20 protein-coding genes are annotated in these 22231 nt (G+C 43.1%); 19 read left to right on the top strand and 1 reads right to left on the bottom strand.

What is annotated here, in order from left to right:
- Window positions 1-41 precede the first annotated feature (41 nt).
- The 8 genes from ccpA (at window position 42) to AC4HAL_RS01435 (ending at window position 10170) form a co-directional block, all read left to right on the top strand.
- On the top strand, window positions 42-1043 hold the full coding sequence (ccpA, locus tag AC4HAL_RS01470) for a catabolite control protein A (RefSeq protein ID WP_491092630.1): 1002 nt from the start codon (window positions 42-44) through the stop codon (window positions 1041-1043).
- 112 nt (window positions 1044-1155) lie between these two features.
- Window positions 1156-2619 (top strand): alpha-amylase, encoded by a 1464-nt coding sequence (locus AC4HAL_RS01465; RefSeq protein ID WP_491092697.1) that lies wholly within the window; start codon window positions 1156-1158, stop codon window positions 2617-2619.
- A gap of 110 nt (window positions 2620-2729) precedes the next feature.
- Window positions 2730-3731 carry an LTA glycolipid anchor biosynthesis glycosyltransferase, IagA/BgsA family gene (locus AC4HAL_RS01460; protein ID WP_491092629.1) on the top strand — a complete coding sequence of 334 codons (1002 nt, stop codon included), beginning with the start codon at window positions 2730-2732 and terminating at the stop codon, window positions 3729-3731.
- 1 nt (window position 3732) lies between these two features.
- On the top strand, window positions 3733-5067 hold the full coding sequence (locus AC4HAL_RS01455; protein WP_491092628.1) for a glycosyltransferase family 4 protein: 1335 nt from the start codon (window positions 3733-3735) through the stop codon (window positions 5065-5067).
- Window positions 5068-5577: 510 nt separating this feature from the next.
- Window positions 5578-7530, top strand: coding sequence for a threonine--tRNA ligase (gene thrS / locus AC4HAL_RS01450; protein ID WP_491092627.1), 1953 nt, complete (start codon window positions 5578-5580; stop codon window positions 7528-7530).
- Between the two features lie 580 nt (window positions 7531-8110).
- Window positions 8111-8533, top strand: a complete 423-nt coding sequence (locus AC4HAL_RS01445) for a helix-turn-helix domain-containing protein (protein ID WP_491092626.1) — start codon at window positions 8111-8113, stop codon at window positions 8531-8533.
- Between the two features lie 165 nt (window positions 8534-8698).
- Window positions 8699-9424 (top strand): ABC transporter ATP-binding protein, encoded by a 726-nt coding sequence (locus AC4HAL_RS01440; protein WP_491092625.1) that lies wholly within the window; start codon window positions 8699-8701, stop codon window positions 9422-9424.
- Window positions 9421-10170, top strand: coding sequence for an ABC transporter permease (locus AC4HAL_RS01435; protein ID WP_491092624.1), 750 nt, complete (start codon window positions 9421-9423; stop codon window positions 10168-10170). The genes AC4HAL_RS01440 and AC4HAL_RS01435 overlap by 4 nt, the downstream gene beginning before the upstream one ends.
- A gap of 380 nt (window positions 10171-10550) precedes the next feature.
- Here AC4HAL_RS01435 and AC4HAL_RS01430 read toward each other — a convergent pair whose 3' ends face one another.
- Entirely contained in the window at window positions 10551-11474 is a 924-nt protein-coding gene (locus tag AC4HAL_RS01430; protein WP_491092623.1) for a phosphatase PAP2 family protein, read from the bottom strand.
- Between the two features lie 367 nt (window positions 11475-11841).
- Here AC4HAL_RS01430 and AC4HAL_RS01425 point away from each other — a divergent pair, with 367 nt between their 5' ends.
- From AC4HAL_RS01425 to AC4HAL_RS01375, 11 genes are all read left to right on the top strand, one after another.
- The gene (locus AC4HAL_RS01425) at window positions 11842-12720 is read left to right on the top strand and encodes a substrate-binding domain-containing protein (protein ID WP_491092622.1); all 879 of its coding nucleotides are present in this window, start codon (window positions 11842-11844) and stop codon (window positions 12718-12720) included.
- 10 nt (window positions 12721-12730) lie between these two features.
- Window positions 12731-13579, top strand: a complete 849-nt coding sequence (pstC, locus tag AC4HAL_RS01420; protein ID WP_491092621.1) for a phosphate ABC transporter permease subunit PstC — start codon at window positions 12731-12733, stop codon at window positions 13577-13579.
- Window positions 13580-13581: 2 nt separating this feature from the next.
- Complete coding sequence (gene pstA, locus AC4HAL_RS01415; protein ID WP_491092620.1) at window positions 13582-14460, top strand: phosphate ABC transporter permease PstA; 879 nt, start codon at window positions 13582-13584, stop codon at window positions 14458-14460.
- On the top strand, window positions 14453-15202 hold the full coding sequence (gene pstB / locus AC4HAL_RS01410) for a phosphate ABC transporter ATP-binding protein PstB (protein ID WP_491092696.1): 750 nt from the start codon (window positions 14453-14455) through the stop codon (window positions 15200-15202). Before pstA ends, pstB begins: the two co-directional genes overlap by 8 nt.
- The gene (gene phoU, locus AC4HAL_RS01405) at window positions 15202-15852 is read left to right on the top strand and encodes a phosphate signaling complex protein PhoU (RefSeq protein ID WP_491092619.1); all 651 of its coding nucleotides are present in this window, start codon (window positions 15202-15204) and stop codon (window positions 15850-15852) included. The genes pstB and phoU overlap by 1 nt, the downstream gene beginning before the upstream one ends.
- Entirely contained in the window at window positions 15849-16523 is a 675-nt protein-coding gene (locus AC4HAL_RS01400; protein ID WP_491092617.1) for a winged helix-turn-helix domain-containing protein, read from the top strand. The genes phoU and AC4HAL_RS01400 overlap by 4 nt, the downstream gene beginning before the upstream one ends.
- Window positions 16513-18171 (top strand): sensor histidine kinase, encoded by a 1659-nt coding sequence (locus tag AC4HAL_RS01395; protein WP_491092616.1) that lies wholly within the window; start codon window positions 16513-16515, stop codon window positions 18169-18171. Before AC4HAL_RS01400 ends, AC4HAL_RS01395 begins: the two co-directional genes overlap by 11 nt.
- Window positions 18172-18309: 138 nt before the next feature.
- A complete protein-coding gene (locus AC4HAL_RS01390) occupies window positions 18310-19293 on the top strand; it encodes an aldo/keto reductase (protein ID WP_491092615.1) in 984 nt (327 codons plus the stop codon).
- A 139-nt stretch (window positions 19294-19432) separates the two neighbouring features.
- Window positions 19433-19558 carry a hypothetical protein gene (locus AC4HAL_RS01385; protein ID WP_491092614.1) on the top strand — a complete coding sequence of 42 codons (126 nt, stop codon included), beginning with the start codon at window positions 19433-19435 and terminating at the stop codon, window positions 19556-19558.
- 375 nt (window positions 19559-19933) lie between these two features.
- A complete protein-coding gene (locus AC4HAL_RS01380) occupies window positions 19934-20629 on the top strand; it encodes a response regulator transcription factor (protein WP_491092612.1) in 696 nt (231 codons plus the stop codon).
- A complete protein-coding gene (locus tag AC4HAL_RS01375; RefSeq protein WP_491092611.1) occupies window positions 20565-22073 on the top strand; it encodes a sensor histidine kinase in 1509 nt (502 codons plus the stop codon). The genes AC4HAL_RS01380 and AC4HAL_RS01375 overlap by 65 nt, the downstream gene beginning before the upstream one ends.
- Window positions 22074-22231 lie beyond the last annotated feature (158 nt).

Here is a 22231-nt window from a genome sequence, read left to right as displayed (position 1 = left end):
AATCGTGAAAGCGTGATTTTCATATAGAAGGGAGAGCCCACATGAACACTGATGATACTATTACTATTTATGATGTAGCCCGTGAAGCTGGTGTATCCATGGCAACAGTCAGCCGCGTTGTCAATGGCAATAAAAACGTTAAAGAAAAAACTCGTAAAAAGGTCTTAGAAGTTATTGATCGCTTAGATTATCGGCCAAATGCTGTAGCGCGCGGTTTAGCCAGTAAGAAGACGACAACCGTTGGTGTTGTTATTCCCAATATCGCTAACAGTTACTTTTCTATTTTGGCCAAGGGGATTGATGATATTGCCTCCATGTATAAGTACAATATTGTACTGGCCTCCAGTGATGAAGACGATGATAATGAAGTTAATGTCATCAATACCCTTTTTGCCAAACAAGTAGATGGAATCATTTTTATGGGGCATCGTCTGACTGACAAGGTACGTCTGGAATTTTCGCGTTCCCGTACGCCAGTTGTCTTAGCAGGGACAATTGATTTGGATAAGCAATTTCCGAGTGTTATGATTGATGACGAGGCAGCAGCGGAGGATGTGGTTGCTAATTTGGCCAAGCGGCACCAGAATATCGCTTTTGTATCTGGTCCCTTAATTGATGATATTAATGGTAAGGTTCGTTTGTCCGGCTATAAATCCGGCCTTCAGGCAGCAGGATTGAAATTCCAAGAAAGTCTTATTTTTGAAGCCAAATATAGATATGAAGATGGCTACGCTCTGGCAGAACGTGTCCTTAACTCAGGTGCGACAGCTGCTTACGTTGGTGAAGATGAATTGGCAGCTGGACTCTTAAATGGTCTGTTTGCAGCTGGTAAATCTATTCCTGATGACTTTGAAATTATTACTAGCAACGACTCTCCGATTGTGAAGTATACCCGCCCCAATCTCAGCTCCATCAGCCAGCCTATTTACGATTTAGGGGCTGTTAGTATGCGTATGTTAACCAAAATTATGAACAAGGAAGAGCTGGATGAGCACGATATCACTCTCAATCATAGTATTACTAAGCGTGACTCTAGTAAATAACTCTATCAGATTAAAAAGCCGCTCATAGTGAACGGTTTTTTAATATCCTGTATTTTTATTTGGAATCTGCTATAATGGTCACAGCTTATCGGCTTATATAGGGGAGAAAATGATGACAAATAACACCTTAATGCAGTATTTTGAATGGTATCTGCCAGCTGACGGCAAGCATTGGCAGCGGTTGACCGAGGAAGCCCAGCATTTAAAAGAAATTGGCATTAGCATGGTATGGCTGCCGCCTGCTTTTAAGGGAACTGGCTTTAATGATGTTGGCTATGGGGTATATGATCTTTATGATCTAGGTGAATTTGACCAGAAAGGAACGGTTGTCACCAAGTACGGCAGTAAGGATGATTACCTTAAAGCCATTGAGACCCTTGAAAATTTGGGAATTAAAACCATGGCAGATATCGTCTTGAACCATAAGGCTGGCGGCGACAAGCGAGAGCGCTTTGATGTGATTCAGGTCAATCCTGACAATCGTATGGAAGAAGTTTCGGATACCTTTGAAATTGAAGCTTGGACCGGTTTTGACTTCCCTGGACGTGGCAATACCTACAGTGACTTTAAATGGCACTGGTATCATTTCACTGGTGTGGACTACGATGCCCGAAGCGCTCAGCGTGGTATCTACAGAATTCAGGGGGTTAATAAAGGCTGGGCAGATAGCCATCAAGTCGATGATGAAAATGGTAATTACGACTACCTTATGTTTGATGATATTGATTTTGAACATCCAGAGGTAGTGGCTGAGCTGAAATCTTGGGTTCGGTGGTTTTTGGAAACCAGTCAGGTCTCAGGTTTCCGACTAGATGCCGTCAAGCATATTAAGGCTGATTTTATGACTGATTTCATTGCTGATATTCAAAGGAATGTTAAATCGGATCTCTATGTGTTTGCAGAGTACTGGAAAAACGACGCTCAGGCTAACCTAGACTATATTACTGAGACGAAGGGAACTTTTGATTTAGTTGATGTCGTTCTTCACATGAATCTTTTTGAGGCCAGCCAGCAAAGGGAAAATTATGATCTTAGCCATGTTTTAGAAGGCAGCCTAATGCAGAATGCCCCAACCTTTGCGGTCACTTTTGTTGATAATCACGATTCCCAGCGTGGTCAAGCCTTAGAATCCTGTGTTGAGGAGTGGTTTAAACCTGCAGCCTATGCTCTTATCTTACTGCGCCAAGAGGGTCTGCCTTGCGTCTTCTATGGAGATTACTACGGAATCTCGGGTGATTTTGCCCAGCGATCCTTTGGAGATGAATTAGATACTCTGCTCTATGTCCGGTGCAGTCATGTTTATGGTGAGCAAGTTGATTATTTTGATGATGCCAACTGTATCGGTTGGGTCAACCGCGGTGATGATCGGCACCCTGAAGGAGTAGCTGTCGTCATCAGCAATGGTCCAGCCACCTCTAAACGCATGAATATGGGAAGCTACAATGCTGGTAAAAGCTTTGTTGATTTGATGGGCACCTACTGTGAACCTATTGAGCTTGATGAAGAAGGCTGGGCAGACTTCCCTGTTCAAGACCAGTCTTTATCCGTCTGGGTTAACCAAGAAACCTTTGTGTAAGCTAGTATTGGCCTGCCCTTCTTTCTATATTAACGGCTCATAATCAGCCTTTGGGCTGATTTTTTTAGTGGATCATGAATTTTACCTCAAAATAGGCTATAATAGAGACTATGAAAGTATTACTGTATCTTGAAGGGGAGAACCTGATTGGGAAATCAGGTATCGGTCGGGCAATCAAGCACCAGCAGCAAGCGCTGGAGATAGCTAGAATTCCCTACACGACCGACCCTAAAGATGGGGACTATGATATTGTCCACATCAATACCTACGGACCAAAAAGTCTGGCCCTTTTAAATACCGCTAAAAAGCAGGGGAAGAAAGTCATTGTCCACGGCCACTCGACCATGGAGGATTTTAGGAACTCTTTTATTGGGTCAAATCTAGTAGCCCCTGTGTTCAAGACATATCTAAAGCGCATTTATCAGGCGGCAGATTACATTATCACACCGTCAGATTATTCAAAATCACTGATTGAAAATTATGGAGTTACAACCCCTATCAGTGCAGTTTCAAATGGGATTAATCTGGCCAACTATCAGCCTGACCCAGAAAAGGAAAGAGCCTTCCGGGACTATTTTCACATTGAGGAAGGACAGAAGGTCGTTATCTCAGCTGGTCTTTATTTTAAACGCAAAGGAATCTTTGATTTTGTCAAAGTGGCTCAAGACATGCCTGAGGTTCGCTTTATTTGGTTTGGCAAGATCAATGAACTAGTGATACCAGCAGATATTCGTAAAGTTGTAGAAAAGGACCATCCCGATAATGTTCTATTCCCCGGCTATTTCAAAGGAGATATTTTTGAAGGAGCCATGAGCGGAGCAGATGCCTTCTTTTTCCCATCTTATGAAGAAACGGAAGGTATCGTTGTCCTAGAGGCTCTGGCAAGCTACCAGTCAGTAGTGTTACGGGATATTCCCGTCTATCGAGGCTGGCTCACTGAAGAAGCGGCTGAGCTATGTCACAGCAATGAAGAATTTGTTGACAGCCTCTACCGCACGATTAATGGTGATATTGATAAAACGGCAGCTGGCTACGAAGTTGCTAAAAGTCGTTCGATTGAAAATATTTCAAGAGAATTAGCTGCCGTTTATCAAAAGGTTATGGAGCTATAACATGAGAATAGGTTTATTTACTGATACATATTTTCCCCAAGTATCTGGTGTCGCCACTAGCACTCGCACCTTAAAAGAAGTCTTAGAGGCTATGGGGCATGAAGTTTACATTTTTACAGGGACAGATAAGGGGGTAAAACGTTATGAAGATCCCACGATTATCCGTCTACCTAGTGTCCCATTTGTGTCCTTTTCAGAGCGGCGGGTAGTCTACCGAGGCCTGATGACGACTTATAAAATTGCTAAGGAATATAATTTAGATATTATTCATACTCAAACGGAGTTCAGTCTTGGTCTTTTAGGAAAATGGGTTGGTTCTGCCCTGCATATTCCGGTTGTCCATACTTACCATACCCAGTATGAGGATTATGTTGACTATATTGCCAAGGGTAAGCTGATTCGTCCCAGCATGGTTAAATATATTATGCGCGGCTTTCTCAATGACCTAGATGGAGTTATTTGCCCCAGTCGTATTGTGCTTAACCTCTTGGATGGCTATGGTGTTAAAATCCCTAAACGCATCATTCCGACTGGAATCCCCTTGGAAAATTTTGTCTACGACAGTATCAGTAATGATGAGACGGCTGCTTTGCGGCAGGAGTTAGGCATTGCCAGCGATGAGACCATGTTGCTCAGCCTGTCACGAATCTCATCGGAAAAGAATATCCAAGCTGTTCTCGCTGCTCTGCCCCAAGTCTTGGCAGAAGATGAAAAAGTGAAGCTGGTTATTGTTGGTGATGGCCCTTATCTGGATGATTTAAAAAAGCAAACTGAAATCCTAAATATGACGGATGCTGTTATTTTTACTGGCATGATTCCTCATGAGCAGACGACTATTTACTACAGAGCAGCTGACTTTTTTATCAGTGCTTCGACTAGTGAAACTCAAGGCTTGACCTATATTGAAAGCCTGGCCATGGGAACACCGATTATCGCTCACGGCAATCCTTATCTGGATGATTTGATTACCAATCGGATGTTTGGCAGCTTGTTTTATCATGAGGTTGATCTGGCTGATACCATTTTGGATGCCATTGCTGTGACACCGGATTTAACGCCGGAACAGCTGGAGCGCAAGCGCTATGAAGTATCAGCCCAGCACTTTGGTAAGTCTGTCTATGAATTTTACCTAGATATGCTGATTTCCTACTCGACTCACCGTTCGAGCAAGTTCTCCCTAACGGTTGAGGGCAGTCCGACAGATCGCTCGATTCGTTTAGCTAAATCAGCTGTCCGCCTGCCTAAAAAAGCAGTACAGACCACCGTCAAGACATCGCGTAAGGCTGTCAAGGTCCCGAGCAAAATGGTCAAGTCAATCTGGGAATTTTTGAACTAGGTTTCTCATTAATATTTTGAGGTTCATAAAATGTATGACTTGTCTTGAAATAAAATCAATTCCTGCTATAATAAAGAGCGAAGATAAGTTTCTTGTGTTTGGTCTTCTAGCGAGCGCTTGGTTGGTGAGAAAGCGCAGACCTATCAAGGAATACTCCTTCCTAGATTTTATGCAAACATAAAAGGGTGGTTCCCTTATCGCCAAACATGAGGTTCATGACTTTTTGTCGTGAATAAATGAAGGTGGAACCACGTTGCGACGTCCTTTTAGGATGGCGCTTTTTTATATGATACAAAAAGGACGGTTCGTATATCGAAATTTCCCGACAAGAAAATAGAAATCTGCCCTAGGATGCTTGTATACAAGGAAGATTATCTTTTTCTCGAGGGAAATAGTCCCGAGTTCAAATGTATGATACAAAAAGAGACGGTTTGCACGGTGATTCTTTCAACAAAAATCACCACAAAAAATCGAGAGAAATTAACATGATTCATAAAAAAGGAGACCAAAATGGTAAAAATTACTTTTCCAGATGGCGCTGTGCGCGAATTTGAATCTGGTGTAACAACTGTTGAAATTGCTCAAAGCATCAGCAACTCTCTTGCTAAGAAGGCCTTGGCTGGTAAGCTCAATGGCAAACTGATCGATACGATCCGTGCGATTACCCAAGACGGCAGTCTAGAAATCGTGACACCTGATCACGAAGATGCTCTGCCAATTCTTCGTCACTCTGCTGCCCACCTCTTTGCCCAAGCGGCCCGCCGCCTTTTCCCAGATATTCATTTGGGTGTTGGTCCGGCTATTGAAGATGGTTTTTACTACGATACCGATAACGAAGCCGGCCAAATCTCAAACGAAGACCTGCCGCGTATCGAAGAGGAAATGAAGAAGATCGTTAAAGAAAATTTCCCATCTATTCGTGAAGAAGTAACTAAAGATGAGGCGCGTGAAATCTTTAAAAACGATCCTTACAAGCTCGAACTCATTGAGGAGCACTCAGAAGATGAAGGCGGTTTGACGATTTACCATCAAGGCGAATATGTCGACCTCTGCCGCGGTCCACACGTACCATCAACTGGTCGCATTCAAGTCTTCCACCTGCTCAATGTAGCAGGTGCTTACTGGCGCGGAAACAGCGACAATGCTATGATGCAGCGGATTTACGGTACAGCTTGGTTTGACAAGAAAGATCTCAAAGCTTACCTCAAACGCCTAGAAGAAGCTAAAGAGTGTGACCACCGTAAACTTGGTAAAGAACTTGATCTCTTCATGATTTCCCAAGAAGTCGGACAAGGTCTGCCTTTCTGGCTGCCAAATGGAGCGACTATCCGTCGCATTTTGGAGCGCTATATCACTGATAAAGAGTTGGCAGCTGGCTATCAGCACGTTTATACGCCGCCAGTAGCGTCTGTTGACCTCTACAAGACTTCTGGACACTGGGATCACTACCGTGAGGACATGTTTCCAACCATGGATATGGGTGACGGGGAAGAATTTGTTTTACGACCAATGAACTGCCCCCACCACATCCAAGTTTACAAAAATCATGTGCGTTCCTACCGTGAATTGCCGATTCGTATTGCGGAGCTGGGTATGATGCACCGCTACGAAAAATCTGGTGCCCTCACGGGTCTGCAACGGGTGCGGGAAATGACCCTCAACGATGGTCATACCTTCGTTGCGCCGGAGCAAATCCAAGACGAATTCAAGAAGACCCTTCAGCTCATCATTGATGTCTACGAAGATTTCAATCTGACGGACTACCGTTTCCGCTTGTCCTACCGTGATCCTAAGGATACCCACAAATACTATGATAACGATGAGATGTGGGAAAATGCTCAAAGCATGCTCAAAGGTGCCATGGATGACATGGGCTTAGACTACTTCGAAGCAGAAGGAGAGGCTGCCTTTTACGGTCCTAAGCTTGATATCCAAGTGAAAACTGCTCTAGGCAATGAAGAAACTCTCTCAACCATTCAATTGGACTTCCTCCTGCCAGAGCGCTTCGATCTCAAATATACGGGTGCTGATGGCGAAGAGCACCGTCCAGTCATGATCCACCGCGGGGTTATCTCTACCATGGAGCGCTTTACAGCCATCCTGATTGAGACTTACAAGGGTGCCTTTCCAACCTGGCTGGCACCGCAACAAGTAACGGTTATCCCGATTTCCAATGAAGCCCATGCCGATTATGCTTGGGAAGTGGCAAAGATTTTGCGTGACCGCGGTATCCGCGTGGAAGTGGACGAGCGTAATGAAAAAATGCAGTATAAGATTCGCCAAAGCCAAACCCAAAAAGTCCCTTATCAATTAATCGTTGGTGACAAGGAGATGGCAGACAAGTCGGTTAACGTCCGCCGTTACGGCAGCAAGCAGACCCATACCGAAGCTCTGGATGAATTTGTTGAAAACATCTTAGCGGATATCGCAAGAAAATCGCGTCCAAGCGAAGAAGCAAAATAAGATAAAGAAGAGAAGTCCTGCGGGGCTTCTCAAACTGAAGAAAAAGTCAATTTTTATCAAAAGGACGATTGTGTTATGATACTTTCCTTAGGTAGCGCGGACGGCAAAACCAATCGTCGCAGCGACTTCCTTTGGAATTTGATACCTAAGTTCAAGATACAAAGGGCGTCTGCGGATAAAGGCAAAATAGGGAGTGCGCCGCGGAATCGTTAAGATTCTAGGCGGGCTCATCTTTTTGCCACAATCCGCAGCCCGTGTTCAATTAAGATTTTGAGCCCAAGTCTCAAAATCTCCGAACGCCAGAAATGACTCATTTCTGGCGTTTTTGCTACAGTGGAAAGTATCTGAGCCAGGCTCATTCAACTCGCCTATTTTTCTTATAGATTGTGAATTGATATTATCCCAAGATGTGTGTGCTTGTGAAATTCTAACTATAGAGTTTGTCTACAACCTGAGAAGTCCTGTGGGGCTTCTTTTTTTGCTATGATTTTTAACAAAAATTTCTTGTTTTGCCAGTCAACCTTGCTTGAAAGTCGAATAAATTGCCTCTATAATAGGCTTATAAAGAGGTGAGAAAAGTATGATTAGTGAAACGATTCTTCTACTGAGAAAAAAGTTAGGCTATTCTCAGGAAATATTAGCTGAAAAGGTGGGAGTATCCCGCCAAACCCTTAGTAAATGGGAACTGGGAGAGAGTTTACCAGATATTATTTCTTCAAGCCGTTTGGCAGAAATTTTTGACATTAGCTTAGATGAGCTGGTTAATGGTGATGATTCTTTTTTTGCCGGTAAACCTAAGGAAGGAAAGTATATCTTTGGAACGGTAACGGTTGGTGAAAAGGGACAAATTGTCATTCCTGTACGGGCTAGAAAAGTGTTTAACATTAAAAAAGGCGATAGCCTTATGGTTTTAGGTGATATCAATCAAGGTTTAGCCTTGTTAAACAGCGATTTCTTTATTCAGGCTTTTGAAGAAATGGGGTTAATGAATGAAAAAAATTAGCCAGTTTGAGCCTTAGTTTTGCAGCCTTGATATTCTTTTGGCATGTGATTGGCTGCTATGATTTTGTTTAGGCGGCCTATTGACAACTGGTCATGTTCAAAGAAGTTCGTGATAGTTTAAATGTTATAGATATTATTGCCAGTACTGTACCAAAGGAGGAAGAAAATGAAGGCTATTGTCACTAGACAGCTTACGAAAACATATTCTAATATAACTGCTGTAGATAATCTTGATTTAACGGTCGAACAGGGGGAATTGTTTGCCTTGCTTGGTGTAAATGGTGCGGGGAAGACAACAACGATTAAAATGCTGTCTTGTTTAGCCAAGCCCACCAGTGGAGATGCTTTCCTGCTTGGTGACAGTATTGTTTCAACCCCTCGTGCCGTCAAGGAAAAAATCAATATTTCTCCGCAGGAAACAGCAGTAGCCGCTAATTTATCAGTTCTTGAAAATTTGGAGCTCATTGCGGGACTATATGGTCAAAACCGTAAAGCGGCAAAGGAAAATGCCTATGAGATAGCCAAAAAATTTGGTTTGGCAAATGAATTGACCAAAAAAGCCAAACACTTATCAGGAGGAATGCAAAGGAGACTTTCTATTGCTCTGGCTCTCATTTCCAATCCACAAATTTTATTTCTTGATGAACCAACTTTAGGGCTTGATGTACTGGCTCGCCGTCAATTATGGACATCGATTAAATCCTTAAAAGGAAAGGTAACCATTATCCTTACAACTCATTATATGGATGAGGTAGAAATGCTCTCTGATCGTGTGGGTATAATGGCAAAGGGAAAATTAACAGCAGTTGGGACAATCCCGGAGTTAACAGCAAAAACCGGAACCACAAAGCTGGAGGACGCCTTTGTTATGCTTTCAGGAGGTGTACTATGAGAATGTTTTTGTTTGCAAAACGGAATGCAAAAGAAATTTTGCGCGATCCCATCACTTTCTTTTTCGGTTTGGGATTTCCTATTGTACTGTTAGTTTTGCTGTCTATTATCAACGATGCTATTCCATCTGAAGCAGGCAACACGATGTTTCAAATAGAAAACCTTGCACCAGGTCTAGCAATGTTTGGGAGCGTATTTATGGCGCTATTTGCGGGGATGTTGCTATCAAAAGACCGCACATCATCCTTTTTAGTGCGGCTGTTTACCTCTCCTATGACAGCATTAGATTTTATTTTGGGCTATACTCTGCCCATGCTTGGGATGACAATGGCACAGGCAACAATCACCTTATTGGCAGCAGGAGCCTTTGGGCTTGAAATAACGATTAGTATCCTGTTTACGATTGTTATAACAGCCATGATTTCTTTGTTGTTTGTAGGAATAGGATTATTTTGCGGCAGTCTTGTGAATGACAAGGCGGTTGGTGGTATTTGCGGAGCTTTGCTGACGAATGTTGCTGGGTGGCTGTCTGGCGTATTTATTCCCATTGATTTAATAGGTGGTGCTTTCAAAAAAATAACAAGTATTCTACCGTTTTATCATAGCGTAGAGATAATACGGTCAGCTTTAAACGGTCATTTTAATCATGTACTTCCTCATTTATTGAATGTAATGATTTATACAGTAGCCATTTTTGTATTTGCCATTATTGTTTTTCAGTCTAACATGAGTGGTGATAAACTCTAAAACAAATCAAAAGTGGAACTGAAATTGCGCTGCATGTGAAATAGAGTCAAAGTGCTAGTAAACCTTATTATACAAGGTTTCATAGGATTTCGCCTACAACAGCTGCCAGCAATGGTGGCCTCTGACTTGAGAGTTTGCCCATAAGTCATGTCTGATAGAATCGTGAGTTGCTAAGGAACACTTTACAAGTAAAAATTTTTCCAAGTAAGCTAGCAAGGAGTGAAATAACCCCCTCTCTTATTTATAAGACAGTCGTCTCAAGTCTGAATTAAGATGGCCTAGTATTCTTGAAAGCCAAAAAGCCCTTGTGTTACCAGTTTATCAGTAACACGAGGGCTTTTTGTGATCTTCAATATTGTTCTCAAAAACGAACTAGTAGCCTAATCTTCATCTTCGATAAAGCGATAGCCAGCTACCTTAGTCAAAGCGAATACTACAAAGAAGGTAATCATGGCACTGACACAGACGTCAGATAAGAAGTGGGCTTGAACACGTACACGAGATACAGCCATGAGTGCACCGTAAGTCAGAGCAATCCATGTGGCAAGCTTTTGTCCCTTGATGTTATCGCGGCTGATAAAGAAGGGGAAAAACATAGCACTCATCCCAGCTAAGGTATGGCCTGAAGGAAATGACCGGTGCCCGTTTTCACCATTGATTTGCCACCAGTTGGTAAAATGGGCTCCCTCGGTCTCTTGAAAAACTTCGTAGGGTCTGAAACGTCCCCAAGTTTCTTTCATGCTATCAATGATACTTTCAGATAGGAAATGAAAGGCGATACCGATGAGAGCGATCTTGATCAGGTAGCTGATAGCCTTGGCGTCTTGCTTGATGAGCCATCTGAATTCGGGTAAGGTTCCGACTGCCCAGATAGGCAGGCTCAGGCCATATTTTAGGAGAGCCGAGTATTGAACAGCTCCACCAGTATCATTGTTGGCCGTAGCAATAGGGAGGTCTTGCTTGACGTTGGCTGCTGTACTGTATCCATAGTAAAGCCAATCATCAACCATATGAGAAATAGCCCAGAATGACAGGAGGAGTCCAGCTGCCATCAAAATTATTTTAAGGATATTGGAATGACTGTTACGGTAGCCTGCAAAAGCTAGAATATTAGCGGATAAAAAGAGAACCATAGGTTCTGGGAACATTCCAAAATTTTGAAAAAGTGTTCCAAAGATGGAGTTTTGGCTACTTAGATGCTGGGATATTTCTTGGTCGAAGAAGCTAGCGATAATCAATAAAAGAGCAGTGCAAGTATAGACAATAGTCAGTAAGCCTTTTTCCTGACGGTTAAGATTTAACATAGAATACCTCTCAAAAATTTGATAGTCCTAATATAGCAGAAGACTATCAAATGCTAATCAAGCTTATGTAAAGAAAAAGCAAATTATCACAAGTCCTACTCTTTGAGTGTCAAACTGCTATGCCATTAACGCCGCTTTTTCCCTATTTCAGTGGTGCAAGCTGTTGCTTGTCTTATCTCCAGTTTTAAACTCTTCATTGGATAGTGTAAGCTGCTTGCAGCCCATCGCTTAGTTTGGTCTTTGATTTTTTGAGACTCACGTGATTTTACAAAAACTTTACAAAAATAAGGGAATAGATTTGATATTTGGTAAGTACAATTAGAATTGTTCAAGGAACAAATACACAAACGAGGAGAGACAGTCCATTATGAAGAAACGAATACGCCTTTTGCTTTTAGCAATAACAGGTCTAGCGAGTTTAAGCGTTCTGACTGCCTGCGGCGGTGGCGCTAAATCATCATCAAATCAACCGATCAATATCATTACCCGAGAAGACGGTTCAGGGACACGCGGTGCTTTTATTGAATTATTTGGTGTCGAAGAGAAGAAAGATAATGGCGATAAGGCTGATTTGACGACCAATCAAGCGACAGTCACCAACTCAACTTCTGTCATGCTGACAACGGTGGCTGGTGATGAGACTGCCATTGGATATGCGTCGCTCGGATCTATTGACGATAGTGTAAAAGTTCTTGAAGTTGACGGTACAAAGGCCAGTGCTGAGGCGGTCAAGGACGGTAGTTATAAGATTTCACGTCCGTTTAATATTGTGACTAAGGACGATGTTAGCGCTCAGACTCAAGATTTTATCGATTATATTATGAGTGAAGATGGGCAAAAAGTTGTTGAAGAAAATGGCTATATTTCCCAATCCAATACAGGGGCCTACAAATCCTCTGGAGCAAGCGGAAAAATTGTTATTGCTGGATCGAGTTCGGTGACGCCCGTTATGGAAAAACTCAAGGAAGCCTACCTCAAGGAAAATCCCGATGTGACCATTGAAGTGCAACAAAGTGATTCCTCAACTGGTGTGACAAGCGCGGTCGATGGGACTTGTGATATTGGCATGGTTTCTCGTGAGCTTGATAAGTCTGAAACTTCCAAGGGTGTTAAATCAAGAGCAATCGCTCTTGATGGTATTGCTGTCATTGTCAACAAAAAGAACAAGATTGATGGCCTAAGCAGCGACCAAGTCAAGGACATCTATACAGGCAAGACAACGACTTGGGATGCACTCGCTAAATAAGGAGCTCTAGATGGCACAGACAAAAGAAAAAGTTATGCAAGCGGTATTCTTTCTTACCGCCTGTATTTCTGTTTTATCCGTCATTCTCATTTGTATTTTTCTATTTTCAAGTGGTCTCCCTGCTATTAGTAAAATAGGTTTTGGTAATTTTGTATTTGGGAGGGTTTGGCAGCCAGCCAATAATCTCTACGGTATTTTTCCTATGATCGTAGGCTCTATCTATGTGACTGCTGGGGCTTTGCTAGTGGGCGTTCCAATCGGTATTCTGAGCGCGATTTATATGGCTAAATTCTGCCCAGATAAAGTCTATAAGCCACTTAAAATGGCTATCAATCTTATGGCTGGAATCCCATCTGTTGTTTATGGTTTCTTTGGCTTGGTAGTCTTAGTGCCCTTTATCAGGCAGGAAACGCTTAGTCTGGGAACAGGAGTTTTGACCGCCTCGCTCCTATTAGGTCTTATGATTTTGCCAACCATTATCACGGTGTCAGAGACGGCTATTCGAGCTGTGCCGGATGCCTACTATGAAGGAGGTTTGGCGCTTGGAACCTCACATGAGCGCAGTATCTTCTTTATCGTGGTGCCAGCAGCTAAGCGCAGTATCTTAGCAGCCGTTATTTTAGGGCTAGGCCGCGCCATTGGTGAAACTATGGCCGTCATTATGGTAGCAGGGAATCAAGCGATTATTCCCACCTCTATCACCTCAGGTGTCAGAACCTTGACGACCAATATTGTCATGGAAATGGGCTATTCAACAGGCCTCCATAGACAGGCCCTGATTGGGACTGCTGTCGTCTTGTTTATCTTTGTTTTAATCATCAATGTTAGTTTTTCATTGATTCGTAAAGAGGAGTCCTAAGGATGAAAAGAAAACAATACAATCAACTTTACGAGAAGTGGCAAGCTTATAAAAATGATCCTGTGTCTATGCTCCTCAGTTTCTTAGTTCATCTAGGAATTGCAGTAACGACCGTTGCTATTGTATTTATCGTGGGGTATATTCTAATCAAGGGGATTCCCAACATCACGCCGTCTCTTTTTGCGATGACCTACAATACTAAGAATGTCTCCTTGATGCCAGCCTTGATCAATACTTTATTTATGACAGTCCTTGCCCTTCTGATTGCTATACCTGTGGCTGTTGGGGCTTCTATCTATTTAACGGAGTATGCTAGACGGGACAATCCTTTTGTAGCGGTCATCCGAATTGCCACAGAGACCCTAGCTGGAATTCCCTCCATCATCTACGGCTTGTTCGGTGCGCTTTTCTTTGTGAAATACGCGCATATGGGACTTTCTCTACTTTCTGGAGCCATTACGCTAGCTGTTATGGTCTTGCCGGTTGTTATGAGAACAACAGAAGAAGCCCTGCTGTCGGTGCCCGACAGTTACCGTGAGGGAAGTTTTGCACTAGGAGTCAGTAAGCTACGTACAATTTTTCAAATCGTCTTGCCCAGTGCAACAGCTGGGATTTTCTCAGGGATTATCCTAGCGATCGGCCGTATCGTTGGTGAATCTGCTGCCCTTATTTTTACAGCAGGCACTGTAGCCGAAGTTGCTAAGAGCGTTTTCAGTTCATCCAGAACATTAGCCGTCCACATGTACGCCATCTCAGGTGAGGGACTTTATATCAAGCAGACCTATGCAACAGCGGTGATTTTGCTGGTCTTGGTAATTATCATCAATCTCTTATCTGAATGGGTTTCCAAAAAACTAGAAAGAAGTATCAATGGTGAATAAATTAGTAATCGATCAGTTAAATCTCTACTACGGAGACCATCATGCTCTTAAAGATATCGGGCTAACTATTGCGAAAGGTGAGATTACAGCCTTCATTGGTCCTTCAGGCTGCGGAAAATCAACCCTCCTAAAGAGTCTCAATCGTATGAATGATCTAGTCAAAAACTGTCATATCCAGGGATTAGTAACATTAGATGGTGAGGACATTTACAAAGATGTTGATACCAATATCCTTCGTAAAAAGGTCGGTATGGTCTTTCAAAAGCCCAATCCATTCCCAAAGAGTATCTATGATAACATCGCTTTTGGACCTCGTTCTCACGGTGTTCACAACAAGGCTAAATTGGATGAGATCGTTGAACATTCCCTTCGTCAAGCCGCTATCTGGGATGAAGTCAAGGACCGCCTTAATAAGTCCGCCTTAGGTCTTTCGGGTGGTCAGCAGCAGCGTCTTTGCATTGCTCGTGCTCTGGCTATTGAACCAGAAATCCTCCTTATGGATGAACCAACCAGTGCACTAGACCCAGTTTCTACAGCTAAGATTGAAGAATTGGCCTTTGAGTTAAAAAAAGACTACACCATCGTCATGGTAACCCACAATATGCAGCAAGCAGTGCGCGTGTCTGATAAGACGGCCTTCTTCCTATCAGGAGAATTGATTGAATACGATAGGACTAGTCAGCTTTTCTCAGTCCCTAAGGATAAACGGACCGAAGACTACATCACAGGGAGGTTTGGTTAATGCGTTCAAAATTCGATCATCAGCTTAACGATTTAAATAAGAATTTAATTGTTATGGGGGCTCTATGTGAAGAGGCCATCACGACGTCATTTGAGATTCTAAAAGAGGATGAATTCCATCTCTCAGAACAAGTTGCAGAGACAGCGCGCCGCATTGACCATCTAGAACGGGATATTGAGTCTCAGTGCCTGAAGCTCTTGCTGCGTCAGCAGCCGGTAGCTAAGGACTTGCGCCGCATCTCTGCAGCCCTCAAAATGGTCTACGATATGAAACGTGTCGGTGCCCAGTCAGGTGAGATGGCTTCCATTATCGCTCAGAAGCATATTATCTCTGGTCAAGAGGTTGATCTTCTTCAAGAGATGACAAAGTGTGTCACCAAGATGGTAACCGAGAGTATCGATGCTTTTGTAAATGAAGACAGGCACAAAGCCCAGCAAGTTATCGTCATGGATGAGCAGGTTAATCAACAATTTGATACAATAAAAGAAAGACTGATTACCTATTTTTCTCAGCCGGATGCTGATGGCGAGTACGCGGTCGATCTCCTGATGGTCGCCAAATATGTCGAGCGTATCGGAGATCACACGGTCAACATTGCCAAATGGGTTCTCTATTCAATCACAGGACAGTTAGATGGAGATACTGCATGATTTATTGCGTTGAAGATGATGAGGACATTCGTGAACTAGTGTTATATACCCTGCATACAGCAGGCTTTGAAGCTCAAGGATTTGCCAGTAGTGGTTCCTTCTGGGAAGCCATGAAAATCCAGAAACCCGAATTGATTCTATTGGATGTCATGCTGCCGGAAGAAGATGGTATTAGTATCTTAGAAAAGCTCAAAACAAACTATCAAACACAAGAGGTTCCGGTTATTATGGCGACAGCCAAAGGAAGAGAGTTTGATAAAGTGAAGGGATTGGATTTGGGGGCGGATGATTATTTGGTTAAACCGTTTGGCATGATGGAGCTGATTTCTCGAATCAAGGCCGTTTTGCGCCGGACTGCTCCCAAATCGTCCCTGCTGCAGCTGGGACAGATTAGCCTCAATCACCAAAGTCACACGGTTCTTATGAATCAGGAACGCTTAGAATTAACACGTAAGGAATTCGACTTGTTGGAGTTAATGATGCGCAACCCTAAACGTGTATTCGGCCGTCAGGAACTCTTGGATGCGGTTTGGGGGGCGCAAGCTATACTGGAAACTCGGACAGTTGATGTCCATATTGGGACTCTGCGCACCAAGCTAAAACAATGTGGAAGCTATATCCAGACCGTTCGCGGCGTTGGCTATCGCATGGAGGTAACTGATGACCCGTAAAATTTTTACATCTACCCTCCTAGCAGCTCTAGGAGTTCTTCTAGCCTCTCTGGCGATGATTTTCGGTGTACTCTATCGCTATTTCACAAACAACCAATTTGACCAACTGCGCACGGAGACAGCCTTGGTGGCACAAGGGATTGATCTTAGTGGCGCTGAGTATTTCGACAGGCTGGACACTTCTGCTATTCGGGTGACTTGGATTGACCAGTCAGGGGCTGTTTTATACGACAGCGAAAAAGAACCAGCAAAAATGGGAAATCACAGCAATCGAAAGGAATTTAAAGAGGCTCTAAAAAAGGGAGACGGAGAGAGCTCGCGCTATTCTTCAACCATGACCCAGCGTTCTCTTTACAGGGCCAAACGCTTAGAAGACGGAACCGTTATCCGTCTATCGGTAACTCAGAATACTGTTTTACTGCTCTTAATCCGTATGATTCAACCGATTTTCTTAGTCGTTTTAATAGCCTTACTCTTATCGATTGCAGTAGCTCGCTATACGGCCAATCGTCTAGTTGAGCCAATTAACAAATTGAACCTGGAAGCGCCCTTAGAAAACGATGCCTATGAAGAATTATCCCCTCTTCTCAGGCGTATCGACCATCACCAAAAAGAAATTCGTAAACGTGAAGATCTCTTGAACCAGCATCAGCAAGAGTTCGATACGATTATTTCTCGAATCAAAGAAGGCATGGTTCTCCTTGGTAAAAACCGCCGCATTATCAGTATCAATAGTGCAGCCCAACAGCTCTTTGAGACAGACGAAACCAGCATCAGCAAGGATATCATTGATCTGTCTCGTGACTACCAGCTTAACCAACTCATCGATCGTGGTCTCACAGGTCAAAAGGGAGATGGCTATCTCGAATTTGATCAGTCTGTTTACCGCATGTTGGTGAGACCTATCAAAGACAATGACCAGATAACAGGAGTGGTTCTCTTACTATTTGACATTACCGATCAACTTCAGGTTGAGCAAATGCGTCGCGAGTTTAGTGCGAATGTTTCCCACGAGCTGAAGACACCGCTTCATGTGATCTCAGGTTACTCAGAGATGCTAGCCAATAATATGGTAGCAGAAAGGGATATTCCTAAGTTTGCCGGTAAGATTCATCAAGAGTCACAGCGTATGATTCAGCTGGTCGAAGATGTTATCAAGCTCTCCCACCTGGATGAAGCTGATCAGGTCGAAACAGAACTGGTTGATCTTTACAAAGTGTCTGAGAGTGTTATAAAGACGCTGACACCTAAGGCCCAAGAAAGGAATGTTGACCTTCACTTAATAGGACAGTCAACTATTATCAAGGCCAACCTCCCTCTGATGGAATCCTTGCTCTACAATCTATGTGACAATGCTATAAAATATAACAAGCATGGCGGTAAGGTCGATATTCGCCTGAGTCAAAAGGCTCACCACACTATTCTAGAGGTTGAAGATAGCGGCATTGGCATGGAGGAGAAAGAACATTCCCGTATTTTTGAGCGTTTCTACCGTATTGATAAGAGTCGTTCCAAAAAAGTTGGTGGGACTGGCTTAGGGCTATCTATTGTCAAGCATGCCCTGCAGATCCATGATGCTAAAATTACGGTAAACAGTCAGCCTGAGAAAGGAACCAAAATGACAGTCGTCTTTAGCGCTAATTCCTAAAATTTGACACTGGTAGATAAACTAAACCGTTATGAATAACCAAGAAGCTAGCTAGATTCTGCTAGCTCTTTTTTTACAAGTCGTGTTATAATATGAGCGTAAAAATAGTTTTATCTTTTAAATACGGGGGTCTGGATTATGAAATACAACCAGCTTGGTGACACAGATATGAAGATCAGTGAAGTGAGCTTTGGAACTTGGGCACTTGGGGGAGACTGGGGAAATGTGGATGAACAGGCAGCCATAAAGGCCCTCCATCATGCAGTAGATAAAGGGGTTAATTTCTTTGATACTGCTGATGTCTACGGGAGTGGCCGCAGTGAGCGTTTGCTGGGACGGCTTTTAAAAGAGCGCTCAGAGACGATTTATATCGCTACTAAATTCGGTCGTCGCGATAATTTTGCAGACTTGTCCAACTATACTTATGATAAGGTGAAAGCTTACTGTGAAGACAGCCTGCACCACCTTGGAGCAGACAGTATTGATCTCTATCAGATACATTGTCCCAGTACCGAAGTTCTAGAAAATATGGGCGTGTTTGCTGTTTTGGAAGACCTGAAAAAAGAGGGTAAAATCCGTTATTACGGTGTCAGTGTTGAAACAGATGCTCAAGGGAAGTTTGTTTTGGAGCATACGGCTGCCAGCAGTTTGCAGGTGATTTTTAATATCCTGCGCCAAAAACCCTTGGATAACATGATTGCACAAGCAGACGCTAAGCATGTCGGTATTCTAGCCCGGGTACCCCTAGCCAGTGGCCTTTTGACGGGTAAGTACAATAAGAATAGCCGTTTTCCTGAAAATGACCACCGTAATTTTAATCGTGATGGAGCAGCCTTCAATGTTGGTGAGACTTTTGGCGGTTTGCCTTTTGCTAAAGCGATTGAATTAGTTGAGGATCTTGCATGGATAGCTGATGGTCGTGGTAGCTTGGCCGATGCAGCCCTGAAATGGATTTTACAGCAATCAGGTGTGACCAGTGTTATCCCCGGCTTCAAATCAGTGCAGCAGATTGATACCAATCTTCAAGCTGCTGATACCAAACCTTTTTCTGAGGACGAGCTCAAGAGAATTTCTGACTTTTATTGGTCCTCAGTTCATGAACATATTCGCGGTGCCTACTAAGGGACAGTGATTTAAATGCCAGTGAAGGAAAAGAGCCCTAGAGTTTGTACCGACCCCCAAAAGTTGGACGAAAAATCTAACGATTGGGGTGCGGTTCAAGTCTGTAAGGGGCTCTTTTTAGTAAGAGTAGGGCAAAAGTGTGGCAAAAGGTCACCTATTGGACTATTTCGCTAACAAATATGATAATATGGAATTAACCTATTTTGTCCAGTTGGCTCATGCTCTGAAGCAGTCTATTGAGCCTATTGAATACTTGAAACCCTAATCGGCTGCCGACAGCCTTAGTCTATACTCAAAATAGAATTCCTGAGGTTGCCCAGATTAACCATTAGGGAGTGACTTAACCCATATTTTCATAAAAGGGGGATAATCTGGGAGAGGACTGCCGATTCTCTGTGCTTAAAAATCAAAAATAAGGAGCTAAAAAAGGACAAAATCGCCCCCAGACAAAGTGCTGTTTTTTGTACATTCTCATTTTTGTCTAGATTGCTTAGTAGGCCTTTTAATAACTAAAATATGAACAGGAACTAGGGACGGTTTTAAAAACAGTAGTTCCCTAAGATTCTTCTTGCCCCTTCTCTTACCCTTGTTTGTGCTCTACCCTAGTAGCTTATGTTTTAATAAATGAGAAAGGACAGCGATGGCAAAGATTTATATAGCAGATGATGATAAAAATATTAGAGGTTTGTTGGAAACCTTTCTGTCCGATGCTGGTTTTGACAGTGCCAGTTTTGAAACGGGCGACCAGCTCTTTGTACACTTTATCGAGGAGCCCGCAGATATTGTTATCTTAGATGTTATGATGCCGGGCAGCAGCGGTTTCGACATTGCCCAAAAAATTCGCGAACGTTCTGATGTTCCTATTATTTTATTAACAGCGCGTGATAGTGACAGCGATTATATAGCTGGCTTTGATAGGGGAGCTGATGATTACTTTACCAAGCCGTTTTCTCCTGTTAAGTTAGTGCTGAGGGTCAAAGCCATCTTGGCGCGTCAATCGCAGGCCCTAGCGTCGTCACCAAGGACTATCTTATCCTTTGGCAGTCTGCGTTTATCTCTGGATGAACGTACAGCCTTCTGTCAAGACCATGCCATCAAGCTGACCAATACAGAATTCGAACTGCTCAGAATCCTGCTAGCCTCGCCTTTAAAAACTGTATCGCGCGAAGAGCTGCTAGAAGCCGTTTGGGGATACACTAGTGATGTGGAGACGCGGGTGACAGATGATACGGTCAAGCGTCTGCGTAAAAAATTAAGACAGGTGGAATGCGATGTCCGTATTGAGACAATTTGGGGTTACGGCTTTAAGCTGGTTAAAGATGAACAATCCCTTTAAAAGAAAAAAAGAGCATCGTTTAAGGACGGCTCTTTTCCTGCAGTCTTTAGCCATTATTATCGGAGCCTTTGCGCTGCTGTTTGTGATTTTTAATGTGACAGTACACTATATTATTGACCATGAGACAGAGGTAGCTGTTGAGAGCCGCTTTCATTTTTTAAATCAGTTGTACGTTGGTGAACACCCACATGACAGCGGCGGGGACAACCTTTTTCAAAGCACTTATCTCATCATGGATAATAATGAAAATGTGACCTACGTGTCCAATTCTATTGATGATGTATCAAGTACCCTAGATACTGAGGAACTTTTGGAGTATTTCCAAGAGCACGATGATAACTGGGAAATTTTTGATGATGATAACCATAAAAATTGGTTTATGGATGCTAATACAATGGCAGTCACCCTCAAGGGAAAAACGTATCATGTTATGATGGATAACTACAGGGGCACAATGGCTGACTACTATGTCAAGCAGACTGCTAGGCCGAACCAGGGACAGTCCTACTATATTTTTGTTTTTGTCAATACGACGCCCATGCAGCAGTTTCTGAGAATTATTAACCTTACCCTCCTTATCCTGATGCTCCTTGTCGCCTGCTGCACTTGGTTTTTCATCTATCTTATGGCCAGAAAGGTTGATATCTCCTTTGTTCACCTCAAGGAATACGTTGTCGGATTAGGCCAGCGTAAGCAAGAGTTAGCTCGTCCCCAGCTTGATTACAGCGAATTTAATCAGGTCGGTCAAACAGTTGAGGCCATGAATACCATGATTAACCGCAACCAATACAGCCAAAAGCTATTTTTTCAAAATGCTTCCCATGAACTGAGGACTCCCCTCATGTCCATACAAGGCTATGCAGAAGGCATCAAGGAAGGTGTCATGGATGGTTCCCAGGCTGCAGATGTTATCCTAGCAGAAAGTCTTAGAATGACCGACCTAGTCGATGATATACTAAGTATATCTAAGATGGAAATGATCCAAGGCCATTTTCAATTTGAACCTCTAGACTTAAAACAGCTCCTTCATGATACTAGCTGGCGTTTAAAGTCTAAAATAGATGAGAGAGTCCTCCAAATGATTCATGAATTCCCGCAAAAACATCTAGAGTTAGAGGGTGATGAAGGTTTGCTGGAGCGCGCCTTCCTCAATATTCTGGCCAATGCTGTCCGTTATGCTAGCTCAAAAATAAGAGTGACTGGCCGAGAAGCAGGAGCTAACGTCGTAGTAGAGATAGCCAATGATGGTGAAATGATTGCCAAAGAAGAGCAAAAGCATATTTTTGAGCGGTTTTATAAGGGTAGGGGCGGCCAACACGGCATCGGTCTGGCGTTGGCTAAGGAAATTATCGAAGGCCATAGCGGCAGCATCGCTGTGGATTCTGATGTGAAGCAGACGCTTTTTACAGTCACACTTCCTAAAAGAGGAGGAAACAAAAGTTGAGTCCTTTCGGTTTCACTTACTTTCTGGTTTTTTTAGTGTTCGCCCTGCTTTCCTTGTTTTTGAATTTTGGGCAAGAGCATTATCCATCTATCTTCAGGACTGATACTTTCGGTCCTTTATTTTTGCCCCAGTTTTGCCGCACTTTCCTTACACAAATA

The organism is Streptococcus sp. ELY_125 (genome assembly GCF_058314535.1).
This window is presented reverse-complemented; position numbering and strand designations above follow the sequence as displayed.